The organism is Acinetobacter sp. YH12138, from assembly GCF_015218525.1.
In the GTDB taxonomy this organism is placed as follows: Bacteria; Pseudomonadota; Gammaproteobacteria; order Pseudomonadales; family Moraxellaceae; genus Acinetobacter; species Acinetobacter amyesii.
This window is the reverse complement of sequence record NZ_CP048670.1, coordinates 2967045-2981652: the sequence shown is the minus strand read 5'-3', so window position 1 is coordinate 2981652 and position 14608 is coordinate 2967045. Positions and strand designations below refer to the sequence as shown.

Below are 14608 nucleotides of genomic sequence, written 5' to 3'. Positions count from 1 at the left end.
GTGAGCTTAAACCATCCAACATTTTGCTAAGTTCTCACAAAACACGTTTGTGTATGTATTCTTGTATCTAATCTAAAGTGTTATTGCCTTAAAACGTCATGATTTGGTCTCTTAAATCCGTCCATATAATTCATTATCCATGTATATCTGTGAAATGATTTTGCAGCGTTTCTATAGACCCTAACTAGGACTTTAGTGGATGAAACAAAAAAAGTATTTTGTACAAAAGTACAGTTTGTTTTAGATTCTCAATGTCAAGATAGTGAGATGGTATTGGGACATATCCACTTCTCAGATTTTTGTAATTATCTATCTCAAAATTTTCAACACTGATTGATTAGTTTTTGCAGCACAATTAAACTACTTCGATCAAAATATTATAAATATGCTTTATCTGGAGAAAACGCATGTCAGCACAGTTTGATCATGTATCAGTCATCAAAAAATCAAATGTTTATTTTGGCGGTCTATGTATCAGCCACACTGTGCAATTTGAAGATGGAACCAAGAAAACACTGGGTGTGTTGCTTCCAACTGAACAAGCGCTGACTTTTGAAACCCATGTACCTGAACGTATGGAAATTATTTCAGGTGAATGTCGTGTTCAAATTGCTGATAGCGAAGAAAGCGAACTATTCCGTGCGGGTCAATCATTCTACGTGCCAGGTAATAGCCGTTTTAAAATTGAAACAGATGAAGTCTTGGATTATGTGTGCCACTTAGAAGGCTAATAATTCAATCCATTTAGGCACAGTTTTTTAACTTCAAATCGGTTAAACTATGTGTCATAGCATAAATCCTGTAAAGCTTGCTTTGCAGGATTTTTCTTTTTGATAACCTAAGCTGTGCGCTGGGTGATCATACCCTGTTTAAAAGTTTATCGAAGTTTGCAAATTAGAGGTCGTTCATGGCGAAACCGGAATATTATTATGGCGTTCATTCAGTGGAGTCATTACTGGAACTTGAGCCAGAACGCGTATTAACTTTATTTGCGTTAAAAGGACGTGATGATCAGCGTTTAAAACGTATTTTTGAGTTGGCAGAACCGTTTGGTGTCAGCATTCAAAAAGCTAGCCGTGATAGTTTGGAAAAACTTGCGGGACAACCGTTCCATCAAGGTGTGGTCGCGGCTGTACGCCCCCATCCAGTCTTAAACGAAAAAGATTTAGAGGCTTTATTACAAGCCAATCCCAATGCGTTGCTATTGGCTTTAGATCATATTACAGACCCACATAACCTTGGTGCATGTATCCGTACAGCGGCAGCTATGGGCGTTGAAGCCGTGATTGCACCGCGTGATCGTTCAGCGACGCTTACCCCAACAGCCCGTAAAGTTGCTGCTGGTGGTGCTGAAAAAGTGAAGTTTATTCAGGTGACCAACTTGGCGCGTACATTGGCTCAAATCAAAGACGACTTTAATGTACGCGTGGTCGGCACCATGCTAGATGAAAAAGCTTTGCCGATTCAAAAATTTGACTTCACTGGTACGGGTGTATGTGTGGTGATGGGCGCTGAAGATACAGGTTTGCGTCCTATTACGCAGGCGCAATGTGATCAAACTGTTTACATTCCAATGGCTGGTAACTTGCAAAGCTTAAATGTCAGTGTCGCAACCGGTATGGCATTGTATGAAGCATGTCGTCAACGTAACAATGAATTGAAATAGAAGTGATGATGTCTCCCCAAAAGCAAGGTTATTTATATGTTTTCATTACCATGTGTATTTGGGGTGGATTCACCTTAACGGCGCGTTTAAGCGCCAATTGGGGAATCAGTGCTTGGGACATTACCGCACTTCGGTTTGCTTTGGCATTTTGCATCTTAATGCCAATTTTGATTTATAAAAAAGATACGGCTTTTTTATGGAAGAAAGAGCCTTTTATCCTCGCCATGCTCGGCGGGGTGACCTATTGTTTAACAGCCTATAGCGCATTTCATTATGCTCCTGCGGCCCATGCTGCAATTTTTCTCAATGGTTGTATTCCCTTATGTACAGCCATAGCCGCGTTTCTGATCTTCAAACAGCCGATCGATAAGCATACGTGGATCAGTGTGGTGATTATGGTCTCTGCCATTAGCTTAATGAGCTATTTAATGTACGTCGAGACTGGTGTGGCATTTGGTTTAGGTGATTTGCTATTTTTTATCAGTGCCATTTGGTGGGGGATATTTACGGTATTGCTAAAGCAATGGAGGCTCTCTGCTTGGCATGCCATGGCGGGGGTTGCGGTTTGGTCTGCCGTGGTATTCGTGCCTATTTATCTACTATTTTTCCCTAAACATTGGTCTGACCCAGAGCCATTGCAACTCATTGGACAAGTTATCTTTCACGGTATTTTTGTGGTGATTATTGCGACTTTAACGTATGTAGAGGCGATCAAGCGTCTGGGTGCATTTAAAGCCGGAAGTATCGTAACTTTGGCACCTTTTATTGCTGCAATTTTAGCGGTACCGCTGCTGAATGAACCCTTAAGTTTTGCAATTGTGTGTGGATTGGTCGGGATGGGGATTGGAGCGATTCAACCGTGGAAATGGTTGGGACGAAAGGACAGTCTAGAGCAGCAACTCGAACAACAAAAAAAGCAGTCTGAGTAAGACTGCTTTTTTATTTAGCTTTTTTCAGCGTGCGCTAAGTACTTGAGATGCAATGGCCGAAGCTGTGCATAAAGATGATCTAAATGACCATCATTCAGCACGATATCATCTGCAATTTTTTGCTTTTCCTGACGCGACATTTGCACTTGAATGATTTTTTGGATTTGCTCGATAGTTTGACCATCACGCTGTGATGCACGCTGAATTTGCAATTGTTCCGTGGCATCAATCAGCAAGGTGTGATTGGTTAATTCATGTTGATTGGTTTCAAATAACAGCGGCGAAACCAAGATGACATAGGGGCTGGTGGCTTCATTTAACTGTTGGGTAATGGACTGACGTATTGCAGGATGGGTAATGGCTTCAAGTGTTTGACGTGCTGTGGGATCTTTAAAGATATGTTCACGTAAAGCGCGTCGATTTAACTCACCATTTGCAAGTAAAACCCAATCACCAAATTGTTGCTGAATTTGATTCAGTGCGGGTTGCCCCGGTTCGACAACCTCGCGAGCAACGATATCAGCATCGACGACTTGAATGCCTTGGAGTTCAAACCAATTGCTTGCAGCAGATTTTCCGCTACCGATACCACCTGTTAAACCCAAGACAAATGTCATACAACGACCTTACTGACCCAAATAAATTTTCATAATTTGATCACCCCATAAAAAGGCGATCCATCCAGCGATGGCAATATAGGGACCAAATGCAAAAGGTTGGTTTTCTTTACGAACTTTGAGCAAAATAATGCCAATGATTGCACCTACCAGTGAAGAGAGTAATACAATCAGTGGGAGCAGGAAAGGGCCCATCCATGCACCCAACGCAGCTAAAAGTTTAAAGTCACCATAGCCCATGCCTTCTTTGCCAGTGATGATTTTAAATAAATAGTAAACAATCCATAGGCATAAGAACCCGATGATATACCCCCAAATGGCTGAGGTTGCAGAGGTATAAATGGCATAGCTATTCACGCCAAGCCCGAGTGCAGCCAAAGGAAGGGTATAGCGGTCAGGTAAAAGTTGGGTGTCAAAGTCAATAAATGTTAAGGCAATCAATACATAAGTCAGCACTAGACCAAACAGCATTTGGATAGTTGGACCAAAAACTGCAACAACAATCAGCGCACAGATCATGGTGAGTAATTCGATCAGTGGATAACGGCTACTGATTGGATTTTGGCAACTTCCACATTTTCCGCGTAAAACGATCCAACTGATAACCGGAATGTTTTGATACCAACGAATGGGCATTTTGCATTTTGGGCAGGTTGAAGCAGGTGTGCTCAGTGTGATCTTTGTTTCGTCAATAATCGGTTGATCCGGATGTAAAAACAGTTGGCAATCCGTACGCCATTCTTGTTCCATCATCTTTGGTGTGCGGTAAATTACCACATTCAAAAAACTACCGATGCAAAGACTAAAAATCCCAACTGCGATATATAACGCAATTGGGGTATTAATTAAATATGTTATTAATTCTTGCATTAAACCACAGAACCCATTTGGAAGATTGGAAGATACATTGCAATCACAAGACCACCAACGAGGACACCTAGTACCGCCATAATCAAGGGTTCCATCATCGAAGTTAAGCCATCTACGGCATTATCCACTTCATTTTCATAATGGGTTGCCACTTTGTCTAGCATAGCATCCAAGGCACCGGATTCTTCACCAATAGCCACCATTTGAATCGCCATAGATGGGAATTTATCAGTGACACGCATCGCAAACTGCAGCTGTTGACCAGTCGCCACATCTTCACGAATTTTCATGACTGCTGTTTCATAGACCACGTTGTTGGTTGCACCTGCAGTTGATTCGAGCGCATCGATTAAGGGTACACCCGCGGCAAATGTGGTTGCCAAGGTACGGCTATAGCGGGCAATAATTGCTTTATAAACCAAATCACCAAAAATCGGTGCTTTGAGTGCAGCTTTGTCTAAGAAGTCTCTGAAAGCTTTGCTACGTTTTTTTGCTTCCATGAAACCGGCAATCACAGCGCCAATTCCAATGATGAGGAAGAACCAATATTTTTGCATCCATTCCGACATGTTCACTACCATTTTGGTAAAGGCAGGTAGGTCTGCACCAAACGATGAAAACAAGTCTTGGAATACGGGAACTACTTTCACCATCAAAATGATCGTCACAATAACAGCGACAACAATTACCGCAGCTGGGTATTTCATGGCTTTTTTAATTTTTTGCTTAAGCAATTCACTTTTTTCTTTGTAAATTGCAACACGGTCTAACATGGTTTCAAGTGCACCCGACTGTTCACCTGATTCAACCAAGGAGCAAAATAGGTTGTCGAAATACTGCGGATATTTACGGAGTGCACCAGCAAATGTATTGCCACCTTCAACTTCACCTTTGATCCCCAGGACCACTTCACGCATGGCTGGGTTTTCTAGGCCTTCCGCCACGATTTCGAACCCCTGAACGAGCGGTACACCGGCTTTCATCATGGTTGCAAGTTGGCGCGTGAATACCGTGATATCCAAAGTGGATACTTTCTTTTTCATCAAGCCTTCGAGAATGTTTTTACGTTTTTCTCGAATGGTTTTAATGGTGATGCCTTGCTTACGTAAAGTGACTTTAGCTAAAGCCATATTACGCGAAGGCATTTCCCCTTTGATTTTCGCCCCTTTGCGATCCACGCCTTCATAACTGAAGGTTGGCATCATCTGCGCTTTTTTTACAGCCATGAATTTATCCTTATTTTTAAATACTAATTCACTTACTCACTGGTCACACGATTGACTTCTTGAAGTGAAGTCACCCCCTGCATGACCTTAATTAAGCCTGAACGGCGTAAATTGTTAAAACCTGCTTGATTGGAAGCTTCGGCAATTTGTAAGGCATTGCCGTCTTCCATAATAATTCTTGAAATTTCAGGTGTCACTTTCATGACTTCGTAAATACCCACACGACCTTTATAGCCTTCACGGCATTCGGCACAACCCACAGGCTGGTATATTTGGAATTCTGGTGTATTTAAATCATCTTCGGTAAAACCAAGCTCCAATAGACTTTGTTTTGGTACGTCTACTGTTTCTTTACATTGTGAACATAGGCGACGTGCAAGTCGCTGCGCAATGACAAGGTTCACGGATGTCGCGATGTTAAATGAAGGCACGCCCATATTGCGTAAGCGTGTCAGTGTTTCAGGTGCACTATTGGTATGCAGTGTAGACATCACCATGTGACCTGTTTGAGCTGCTTTAATGGCAATTTCAGCCGTTTCTAAATCTCGAATCTCACCGACCATCACAATATCAGGGTCTTGACGTAAGAATGATTTTAAGGCTGCAGAGAATGTGAGGCCGACTTTATTATTTACGTTGACCTGATTGATCCCTTCTAAGTTAATTTCCACAGGGTCTTCGGCCGTTGAAATGTTGGTATCTTCACGGTTAAGAATGTTTAAACCTGTATATAGAGATACGGTTTTACCAGAACCCGTTGGACCGGTAATGAGTAGCATGCCTTGTGGTTTTTCTAAAGCCTGCATGAACAGTTCTTTTTGATCCGGTTCATAACCCAACGCATCAATCCCTAGCATCGCACTAGATGGATCAAGGATACGTAGAACAAGTTTTTCACCAAACAATGTCGGTAAAGAGTTCACACGGAAGTCGATAGCTTTGTTCTTTGACAGCTTTAACTTGATACGACCGTCTTGAGGTATACGCTTTTCCGAGATGTCCATTTGTGACATGACTTTTAAACGTGAAGCGAGTCGTGTAGCGAGCTGCAAGGGCGGATTTGTAATTGTTCTTAACACGCCATCGACACGGTAGCGGACGCGATAGGTTTTTTCGTAGGGTTCAAAATGTAAGTCAGATGCACCCATACGAATTGCGTCGACTAGCAGCTTATTGATGTATTTAACAATCGGAGCTTCATCCCCCGTTGCCTCATCTTCATCTTCTTTCGCTGGATCAATAGTTTCCTGTTCTAAATCAAGATCAAAGTCATCATCAAAGTCAAAAGTACTTTCTTCAGCAAAGTTCTGTTCAATTAACTTTTCAAGTTTGTCATGTTCAACAATAATTGTTTCAGTATTCAGCTTACTACCAAATCGAATGGCATCCACTGCTTCAATATTGGTGGGGTTACTGATCGCAACGAATAATAAATTGCCATGTTTAAAAATAGGCAAAATACGATGCTTGGTAATGAGTTTATCTTCAAATTCATCACGTATAATTAAAGACGTATCATAAGTTGAAATATCAAAAACCGGTTCACCGAACTCTATCGAGATGGTTTCTGCGATCAGGCGTGCTGAAAGGTGATATTCCTGAATCAAATGCGGCACGATATCTTGATGGGCCTTTTTTGAATTTTGCAGCGCTGCTTGCATTTTTTCGGCAGACAGATGCCCTTCGTCAACTAAGCGACGAATAAACCCCGTAAATCTTGAAGAACCTTGAACTGCTGTCATGCTTTTACTTGCCTATGCTTCAGTCTGTTTATAATTGGTATAGCAAAATTATACTTTTGTTGCACAAAAATACCATATCTTAAAGTGTTGTCACTAGCTAAGAATTGGTAAAAAGCATGAACCAGTCCTTAAATCTGCTTAATTTTTTTACAGAAAAGTGAAGGTATTGGAATGACTGGTGTGCTTCGAAGATGCAAATGTGTTGAAATTTATCTTCAAAATTATGAATTACGTGTAGAATGTGCCCGATTTCATCTTTGTCATGTGGGATAAATATGTCGGGTTCGACGATTACGCCTTGGGTAGTGGGTAACTGGAAAATGAACCCATTGCAAGCCGATGCTGGCGCACTTCTTAAGAATTTTAAGCAATTATTAGATGAACAAAATATTGCTGAAGCGGCATGTCATATTGGGGTTGCACCAACAGCTATTGCTCTGACCACGGTGCAAAATGAATTAGCACAAGCAAGCCGTAACATCATAACCGTTGCACAAGACGTTTCTCGCGTCGCGGGTACAGGCGCATATACGGGTGAGCTCAGTGCTGAGCTATTAAAAGATTATGGTGTTGAATTTGTACTGATTGGTCATTCGGAACGCCGTGAAATATTCGCTGATCAACCGCATATCATTAATGAAAAAGTAAAAAATGCATTAAACGCAGGTTTGACTGTGATTTATTGTGTGGGTGAAAGCTTGGAACAACGTGAAAGCGGCCAAGCAGAACAGATTGTGTTACAACAAATATGTGATATTGCTGCTGTTGTACAAGCAGAGCAGTGGAAACAAATTGTGGTAGCTTATGAGCCAATTTGGGCCATTGGCACAGGTAAAACAGCGTCACCTGAAGATGCGCAAGCGATGCACGCTAAAATTCGTGAAGGTTTAAGCCAAATCACCCCAATGGGACTTCATACTGCGATTCTTTATGGTGGTAGTGTAAAACCTGAAAATGCAGTAGAGTTGGCAGCCTGTCCGGATATCAATGGTGCGCTGGTCGGTGGTGCATCATTAAATGCAGAGTCGTTTTATAAAATTGCTCAAGCATTTGCAAATACAAAATAATTAGGAGTTCAGCATGCATACGTTTGTGCTGGTGGTACATATTATCTTAGCGATTTTAATGATCGTGCTGATTTTAGTTCAGCATGGTAAAGGCGCAGATGCGGGTGCATCTTTTGGTGGCGGCGGTGCTGCAACTGTATTTGGTGCATCGGGTTCGGGTAACTTTATGACCCGTTTGACTGCGATTTTAACGGCTTTGTTCTTCGTTACGAGCTTGACACTTGCTGTGTTTGCAAAGAAACAAACGACAAATGCTTATAGTCTGAATGCGATTTCTTCAGTACCGACTGCGCCTGCAAAATCGGCTGAAACTTCGCCAACTGCACCAAAAAGCGCTGAATAATTTATTTAGCACTTTCTTTTTTGACGTGTTGCGACTAGAATGCGTCACAGCTGCGGTGGTGGTGGAATTGGTAGACACGCTACCTTGAGGTGGTAGTGCTTTCGGGCGTGGGGGTTCAAGTCCCCCCTTCCGCACCAACTTATAATCCAGAACATAAGTTGGTGTATGCAGCAAAACTCTGTTGATGCGGGATGGAGCAGTCTGGTAGCTCGTCGGGCTCATAACCCGAAGGTCGTTGGTTCAAATCCAGCTCCCGCTACCAATCAATTCTATTTTTAAGATGCAAACTTTTAAATGGACAGCTTTTAAAGCTGAGAAAACTATTTGCATATTGATGCGGGGTGGAGCAGTCTGGTAGCTCGTCGGGCTCATAACCCGAAGGTCGTTGGTTCAAATCCAGCCCCCGCTACCAATCTTATATAGCACACAATCTATATAAGCAGTTTATCTGAAAGTCATTGTGATGTTGATGCGGGATGGAGCAGTCTGGTAGCTCGTCGGGCTCATAACCCGAAGGTCGTTGGTTCAAATCCAGCTCCCGCTACCAATCCTCTGAGATGCAACTCAGTAGGGCAATTCTTCAGGTTGTTTTAGATTGAAAATGACCAAGAAATTGTATATAATTTTTGCATGTTGATGCGGGATGGAGCAGTCTGGTAGCTCGTCGGGCTCATAACCCGAAGGTCGTTGGTTCAAATCCAGCTCCCGCTACCAAGTTTCTAAAAGAGGCTCACAACTAGGTGGGCCTTTTTGCACAGTGGACTATGGTTTTCTGTGTAATAATGGGGCGATTTACGCCCTTTTTTATTGGCTATCGTGTAGTGTCGACAGTATTTTGGTCAAACCGTCATGTTTCACTACTACTATAGTTTCGCATTGGTCTGTAGTGGTCATTTCGACCATCGAATCGCACAAATTTGACGAGAGTAAATGAAGCTATCAAATAAAACTCAAGCACTTCAGGACTTAATTGCCCCAGCGGTGCAAGCATGTGATGTAGAACTTTGGGGGATTGATTTCCAACCTCAAGGAAAACGTTCACTGTTACGTATTTATATCGACCGTGAAGTTGATGAAAATGCAGAACCTGTCATCAATGAAGATGGCGAAGTTGAGCAAGGCCGTGGTATCGGCGTGCAGGACTGTGTTCGTGTCACTCAGCAAGTGGGTGCGATGTTGGATGTACATGATCCAATTTCAGGCGAATATGCATTGGAAGTGTCATCTCCAGGTTGGGATCGTCAGTTCTTTAAATTGGAACAAATGACGGCATACATTGGTCAGCAAGTCGCTTTGCGTTTGATCAGTGCTGTAGATAATCGTCGTAAATTCCAAGCTAAACTTGTAAACGTAGACCTTGAGAACGAAATGATTCAGGTTGAAGTTGAAAAGCAACAAGTGTTGGATATTGACAGCCACAATATTGATAAAGCAAATCTGGTTTTCCAAGATTAATTTAATAAATAAGAATCTGAACGAATAGGTGACTTATGGCTCGTGAAATTCTTACCGTAGTAGAAACGGTTAGTAACGAAAAAGGTGTAAGTCGTGATGCAATTTTTGAAGCGCTTGAACAAGCTTTAGTTGCAGCGACTAAGAAGAAATTCTACGAGGGAACTCACTCGGAAGAAGCTCGTCTACGTGTAGAAATCGACCGTCGTACTGGTGATTACCGTACTTTCCGTCAATGGGAAGTGGTTGCCGACGAAGATCACGAAATGCCAGCATGCCAAGATGCGATCTCTGATGTAGATCCTGCAAAATGGGCAATTGGGGATATCCGTGAACTTGAAGTTGAATCGATTGATTTCGGTCGTATTGCGGCACAAATTGCGAAACAAGTGATTGTTCAAAAAATTCGTGAAGCAGAGCGTGCGCTAATTGCAGATGCTTACGAATCTAAAGTTGGTGAACTCATCTACGGTGAAGTGAAAAAACAAACCAAAGATGGCTTTATCATTGATTTAGGTGACAATGCAGAAGCATATCTTGCGCGTGAAGAAATGATCGCTAAAGAAATTCTACGTCCTAAACAACGTGTAAACGCGATTTTGTTTAACGTAAACCGTGAAGGCCGTGGTGCTCAGTTATTGCTTTCTCGTTCTAAACCAGAAATGCTAATCGCATTGATGAAGAAAGAAATTCCTGAAATTGCTGAAGAAATCATTGAGATTAAGGCAGCTGCACGCCAACCTGGCGTTCGTGCTAAAATCGCTGTGAAAACAAACGATCACCGTATTGATCCTGTAGGTGCATGTATTGGTATGCGTGGTACACGTATCCAAGCGGTTCAGTCAGAGTTAAATGGTGAGCGTATTGATGTAGTCGTTTGGTCGGATGACGCGGCACAGTACATTGCAAGTGCTTTAGAGCCTGCTGATGTATCAGGTATCGTGATTGATGAAGAAGAACGTACTGCAGATATTATTTTTGCAACGAGTGATCAGTTAGCACGTGCAATTGGCTCTCAAGGTCAAAACGTACGCTTAGCATCTGAATTGACTGGTTACAAGCTCAATATGATGCTTGAAGAAGAATATCACGCACGCCAACAAAACGAAGCGCAACAATATTTAGATATGTTTGTTACACGTCTAGATATTGATGAAGACTTAGCGATGGCGTTAGTTGAAATGGGTTTCACATCATTAGAAGAAATCGCGTATGTTCCTGCGGAAACATTCGATGAGATCGAACTTGATGCTGAAACTGTTGAAATGCTACAAGGTCGTGCAAAAGAAATTGCATTGGCTGATGCATTGAAGCAACAAGAAAACATCCAAGAGCCAAGCGAAGAGCTTGCTGCAATGGAAGGCGTGACTAAAGAAATCGCATATGCGCTTGCCGCTCGCGGTGTGGTAACTGTAGATGATCTTGCAGATCAAGCCACTGACGATATCTCTGATATCGAAGGTTTAGGTGCTGAAAAAGCAGGTCAACTTATTATGAAAGCGCGCGAATCATGGTTTAACTAGGAGGTAATATATGACGGACAAGTCGATTAAGGAGTTAGCTCTCAGCGTGGGTCGTCCAGTTGAGAAGCTACTGGAACAGGTTCGTGATGCGGGTTTACCACAAACTAAACCTGACGATATTATCTCCACTGAACAACAAAATGCCCTCGTTAACCATTTGAAAAAAGTTCATGGTCAGGATGCGGGCAATGCAGGACAAATCACGTTGAAACGTAAAACTACCAGTACTGCTAAAGTGGCGAGTACATCGGGCAAGGCAAAAACGATTAATGTAGAAGTTCGTAAGAAACATACATTTGTTAAACCGGATCCTGAGCAAATTAAAGCTGAAGCATTAGCGAAAGCACAAGCTGACCAACAAGCACGTAAACAGGAACCTAAGGTTGAAGCGAAAGCTGAAGAACCGAAGCAACAACCAGTATCTAAAGCGAAACAAGCTTTAGAAGCAATGCGCGCTGCTGCGAAGCAAGAACATGCGAAGCAAGAAACACCGAAAGCTGCGGTTGTTGTAAAACGTAAGTCAAACAACAAGCCAATTACAAAACCTGTTGAAACTCTAGAACAGAAAAAAGCACGTGAAGCTCAAGCAGCACAATTGAAAGCTGTAGAAGAAGCGGCGCGTCGTAAAGCAGCTGAAGAAGCGCAACAACGTACACTTGAACAAATGCGTCAAATGGCGTCTAAGTATTCTAACGAAGACACTACTGCGACCATTCGTGTTGTAGATGATTCTCCGCTTGCTGCCGGCCTTGTAGGTCAGGCATATGAAGATTCATTTGCGAAAGAAGACCGTGAAATTAAACGTGGTACCAATACCAACAATTCACGTTCACCTAAAAAAGGTGGTCGTCGTGGCGAAGAGCAGTCTTTCCGTGATAACTCACATAAACGTGGTTTAAAAACAAGTCAAGCGAACAAGCATGGCTTTGAAAAACCAGTTAAAAAACAAGTTTATGATGTTGAAATTGGTGAAACGATTGTTGTTGCTGACTTGGCTGCGAAAATGGCGGTTAAAGTTCGCGAAGTTATCAAATCACTCATGAAAATGGGGGAATTGGTTACTCAAAACCAAGCGATTGATCAAGAAATTGCAGCACTTGTTGTTGAAGAAATGGGTCACAATCCAGTACTTGTTTCGGATACACAAGCAGAAGACAACTTACTTGAAGCAGCTGAAGAAGCGCGTGGTGTCCAAACCACTCGTCCGCCAGTTGTGACAATTATGGGTCACGTTGACCATGGTAAAACATCACTTCTTGACCGTATTCGTCGCTCTAAAGTGGCTGCAGGTGAAGCAGGTGGTATCACACAGCATATTGGTGCTTACCATGTGAAAACTGAAAAAGGTATTATTACTTTCTTAGATACACCGGGACACGCAGCATTTACTGCAATGCGTTCACGTGGTGCGAAATCTACAGATATCGTAGTGTTGGTTGTTGCAGCAGATGATGGTGTTATGCCACAAACTGCGGAAGCGATTGACCATGCACGTGCAGCAGGTACGCCAATTATTGTTGCTATCAACAAAATGGATAAAGAGTCTGCTGATCCAGATCGCGTATTGAATGAGTTGACGACGAAAGAAATTGTACCTGAGCAATGGGGCGGTGACGTTCCAGTGGCAATGGTTTCTGCGCACACCGGTGCAGGTATCGACGAACTTCTTGACTTGATCTCAATTCAAGCCGAACTTCTTGAGCTTAAAGCATCTGAAGAGGGTGCGGCACAAGGTGTTGTAATTGAAGCACGTGTAGACAAAGGGCGTGGTGCGGTAACATCGATTCTTGTTCAAAACGGTACATTGAAAGTGGGTGACCTTGTTCTTGCAGGTTCGTCATACGGTCGTGTACGTGCGATGACAGATGAAAATGGTCAACGTATTAAATCTGCTGGTCCTTCGATTCCTGTGGAAATCTTGGGTCTACCAGAAGCGCCAATGGCAGGTGATGAAGTTCTTGTTGTAAATGACGAGAAAAAAGCACGTGAAGTTGCTGATGCGCGTATGGATCGTGAACGTCAAAAACGTCTTGAACGTCAATCTGCGATGCGTCTTGAAAATATCATGGCGTCTATGGGCAAGAAAGATGTGCCTATTGTCAACGTGGTATTGAAAACAGACGTACGTGGTACTTTGGAAGCATTACACGTTGCACTTGCTGAACTTGCAACTGATGAAGTGAAAGTACGTATTATTGGTTCAGGTGTTGGTGCGATCACTGAGTCTGACGTAACACTTGCTGAATCATCAGAAGCGGTTCTTCTCGGCTTTAACGTACGTGCTGATAATACTGCACGTCAAAAAGCTGATGCTGATGGTATCGACATTCGTTACTACTCGATCATCTATCAATTAATTGATGATGTGAAAGATGCGATGAGCGGTAAATTGGCGCCTGAACACCGTGAAACAATTCTGGGTGTGGCTGAAGTACGTGAAGTGTTCCACTCAAGTAAATTCGGTGCTGCTGCAGGTTGTATGGTACTTGAAGGTACATTACACCGTAATAAACCGATTCGCGTATTACGTGATGACGTGGTGGTATTCCAAGGTGAGCTTGAATCTCTTCGTCGCTACAAAGATGTGGTTGAAGAAGTTCGTGCCGGTATGGAATGTGGTCTTGCGGTGAAAGGTTATAAAGACATCAAAGCACAAGATAAGATTGAAGTGTACGATGTTCAATTAATTAAACGGAGTCTTTAATGGCGGGTAGTCAACGTCTGAAGCGTATGGCGGATACAGTACAACGTGAGTTGTCAGAACTGATCCGTCAGGAGCTGAAAGATCCACGCTTAGGTGGTCTCGTGACCATCTCTGCCGTGAAGGTGAGCCCAGACTTAGGATATGCCGAAGTTTATGTGACTGTAATGGGTCGTGAGCTAGGCGATGAGCAAAGTGAAGCCGCAAATAAAGAAACTTTAGATGTCTTGAATAAAGCATCTGGTTTCTTGCGTCATGAACTAAGCCGTCGTATCAAAACACGTATTACGCCACGTTTGCGTTTCCATTACGACAAAACAAATGCTTATGGCAACTATATGTTTGGTCTAATTGCGGAAGCGGTCAAGGACTTACCTCCTGCTGACGAAGCAAAAAAAGATGATGAATAATTCAGTTCGCTGAATGAAAAAAGCCACCTTTGGGTGGCTTTTTTATGTTTGAATAACGGTAA

At 42.6% G+C, this 14608-nt stretch carries 13 protein-coding genes and 5 tRNA genes; 14 read left to right on the top strand and 4 right to left on the bottom strand.

Features of this window, described 5'->3' with window-relative positions; all coding sequences use genetic code 11:
- Window positions 1-407: 407 nt before the first annotated feature.
- The 3 genes from G0029_RS14500 (at window position 408) to G0029_RS14490 (ending at window position 2595) form a co-directional block, all read left to right on the top strand.
- Complete coding sequence (locus tag G0029_RS14500; protein WP_067763086.1) at window positions 408-731, top strand: pyrimidine/purine nucleoside phosphorylase; 324 nt, start codon at window positions 408-410, stop codon at window positions 729-731.
- A 176-nt stretch (window positions 732-907) separates the two neighbouring features.
- Window positions 908-1666, top strand: coding sequence for a 23S rRNA (guanosine(2251)-2'-O)-methyltransferase RlmB (gene rlmB, locus G0029_RS14495; RefSeq protein ID WP_180106790.1), 759 nt, complete (start codon window positions 908-910; stop codon window positions 1664-1666).
- Window positions 1667-1674: 8 nt separating this feature from the next.
- Window positions 1675-2595 carry a DMT family transporter gene (locus G0029_RS14490; protein WP_372491165.1) on the top strand — a complete coding sequence of 307 codons (921 nt, stop codon included), beginning with the start codon at window positions 1675-1677 and terminating at the stop codon, window positions 2593-2595.
- A gap of 14 nt (window positions 2596-2609) precedes the next feature.
- On the opposite strand, the gene coaE is transcribed toward G0029_RS14490, so the two are convergent.
- From coaE to pilB, 4 genes are read right to left on the bottom strand one after another with little or no spacing between them, the layout of a single operon-like run.
- Window positions 2610-3212, bottom strand: a complete 603-nt coding sequence (coaE, locus tag G0029_RS14485) for a dephospho-CoA kinase (protein WP_180106792.1) — start codon at window positions 3210-3212, stop codon at window positions 2610-2612.
- Window positions 3213-3221: 9 nt separating this feature from the next.
- Complete coding sequence (locus G0029_RS14480; protein ID WP_180106794.1) at window positions 3222-4082, bottom strand: prepilin peptidase; 861 nt, start codon at window positions 4080-4082, stop codon at window positions 3222-3224.
- Window positions 4082-5308 (bottom strand): type II secretion system F family protein, encoded by a 1227-nt coding sequence (locus G0029_RS14475; RefSeq protein WP_078192563.1) that lies wholly within the window; start codon window positions 5306-5308, stop codon window positions 4082-4084. Before G0029_RS14475 ends, G0029_RS14480 begins: the two co-directional genes overlap by 1 nt.
- Window positions 5309-5340: 32 nt before the next feature.
- Window positions 5341-7050, bottom strand: coding sequence for a type IV-A pilus assembly ATPase PilB (gene pilB / locus G0029_RS14470; protein ID WP_078192562.1), 1710 nt, complete (start codon window positions 7048-7050; stop codon window positions 5341-5343).
- A 275-nt stretch (window positions 7051-7325) separates the two neighbouring features.
- Here pilB and tpiA point away from each other — a divergent pair, with 275 nt between their 5' ends.
- The 11 genes from tpiA to G0029_RS14415 all read left to right on the top strand — a co-directional run bounded on the left by tpiA (window position 7326) and on the right by G0029_RS14415 (window position 14546).
- Window positions 7326-8117 carry a triose-phosphate isomerase gene (tpiA, locus tag G0029_RS14465; RefSeq protein WP_180084538.1) on the top strand — a complete coding sequence of 264 codons (792 nt, stop codon included), beginning with the start codon at window positions 7326-7328 and terminating at the stop codon, window positions 8115-8117.
- A 13-nt stretch (window positions 8118-8130) separates the two neighbouring features.
- Complete coding sequence (gene secG / locus G0029_RS14460) at window positions 8131-8460, top strand: preprotein translocase subunit SecG (RefSeq protein ID WP_180084539.1); 330 nt, start codon at window positions 8131-8133, stop codon at window positions 8458-8460.
- 52 nt (window positions 8461-8512) lie between these two features.
- Window positions 8513-8597 (top strand) — tRNA-Leu (locus G0029_RS14455).
- Window positions 8598-8645: 48 nt separating this feature from the next.
- A tRNA-Met gene (locus tag G0029_RS14450) sits at window positions 8646-8722 on the top strand.
- Window positions 8723-8795: 73 nt separating this feature from the next.
- A tRNA-Met gene (locus tag G0029_RS14445) sits at window positions 8796-8872 on the top strand.
- A 58-nt stretch (window positions 8873-8930) separates the two neighbouring features.
- Window positions 8931-9007: transfer RNA gene (locus G0029_RS14440), tRNA-Met, on the top strand.
- Window positions 9008-9097: 90 nt separating this feature from the next.
- Window positions 9098-9174 (top strand) — tRNA-Met (locus G0029_RS14435).
- A gap of 216 nt (window positions 9175-9390) precedes the next feature.
- On the top strand, window positions 9391-9915 hold the full coding sequence (gene rimP / locus G0029_RS14430; RefSeq protein ID WP_078192559.1) for a ribosome maturation factor RimP: 525 nt from the start codon (window positions 9391-9393) through the stop codon (window positions 9913-9915).
- A gap of 35 nt (window positions 9916-9950) precedes the next feature.
- Window positions 9951-11435 (top strand): transcription termination factor NusA, encoded by a 1485-nt coding sequence (gene nusA, locus G0029_RS14425; protein ID WP_078192558.1) that lies wholly within the window; start codon window positions 9951-9953, stop codon window positions 11433-11435.
- A gap of 10 nt (window positions 11436-11445) precedes the next feature.
- The gene (gene infB, locus G0029_RS14420) at window positions 11446-14139 is read left to right on the top strand and encodes a translation initiation factor IF-2 (RefSeq protein ID WP_078192557.1); all 2694 of its coding nucleotides are present in this window, start codon (window positions 11446-11448) and stop codon (window positions 14137-14139) included.
- Window positions 14139-14546, top strand: coding sequence for a ribosome-binding factor A (locus G0029_RS14415; protein WP_180106796.1), 408 nt, complete (start codon window positions 14139-14141; stop codon window positions 14544-14546). The genes infB and G0029_RS14415 overlap by 1 nt, the downstream gene beginning before the upstream one ends.
- Window positions 14547-14608 lie beyond the last annotated feature (62 nt).

Bases quoted from the DNA above. Each gene is read 5' to 3' on its own strand.
- G0029_RS14500 (WP_067763086.1), top strand. From the start codon at position 408: ATGTCAGCACAGTTTGATCATGTATCAGTCATCAAAAAATCAAATGTT.
- rlmB (WP_180106790.1), top strand. From the start codon at position 908: ATGGCGAAACCGGAATATTATTATGGCGTTCATTCAGTGGAGTCATTA.
- G0029_RS14490 (WP_372491165.1), top strand. From the start codon at position 1,675: ATGTCTCCCCAAAAGCAAGGTTATTTATATGTTTTCATTACCATGTGT.
- coaE (WP_180106792.1), bottom strand. From the start codon at position 3,212: ATGACATTTGTCTTGGGTTTAACAGGTGGTATCGGTAGCGGAAAATCT.
- G0029_RS14480 (WP_180106794.1), bottom strand. From the start codon at position 4,082: ATGCAAGAATTAATAACATATTTAATTAATACCCCAATTGCGTTATAT.
- G0029_RS14475 (WP_078192563.1), bottom strand. From the start codon at position 5,308: ATGGCTGTAAAAAAAGCGCAGATGATGCCAACCTTCAGTTATGAAGGC.
- pilB (WP_078192562.1), bottom strand. From the start codon at position 7,050: ATGACAGCAGTTCAAGGTTCTTCAAGATTTACGGGGTTTATTCGTCGC.
- tpiA (WP_180084538.1), top strand. From the start codon at position 7,326: ATGTCGGGTTCGACGATTACGCCTTGGGTAGTGGGTAACTGGAAAATG.
- secG (WP_180084539.1), top strand. From the start codon at position 8,131: ATGCATACGTTTGTGCTGGTGGTACATATTATCTTAGCGATTTTAATG.
- rimP (WP_078192559.1), top strand. From the start codon at position 9,391: ATGAAGCTATCAAATAAAACTCAAGCACTTCAGGACTTAATTGCCCCA.
- nusA (WP_078192558.1), top strand. From the start codon at position 9,951: ATGGCTCGTGAAATTCTTACCGTAGTAGAAACGGTTAGTAACGAAAAA.
- infB (WP_078192557.1), top strand. From the start codon at position 11,446: ATGACGGACAAGTCGATTAAGGAGTTAGCTCTCAGCGTGGGTCGTCCA.
- G0029_RS14415 (WP_180106796.1), top strand. From the start codon at position 14,139: ATGGCGGGTAGTCAACGTCTGAAGCGTATGGCGGATACAGTACAACGT.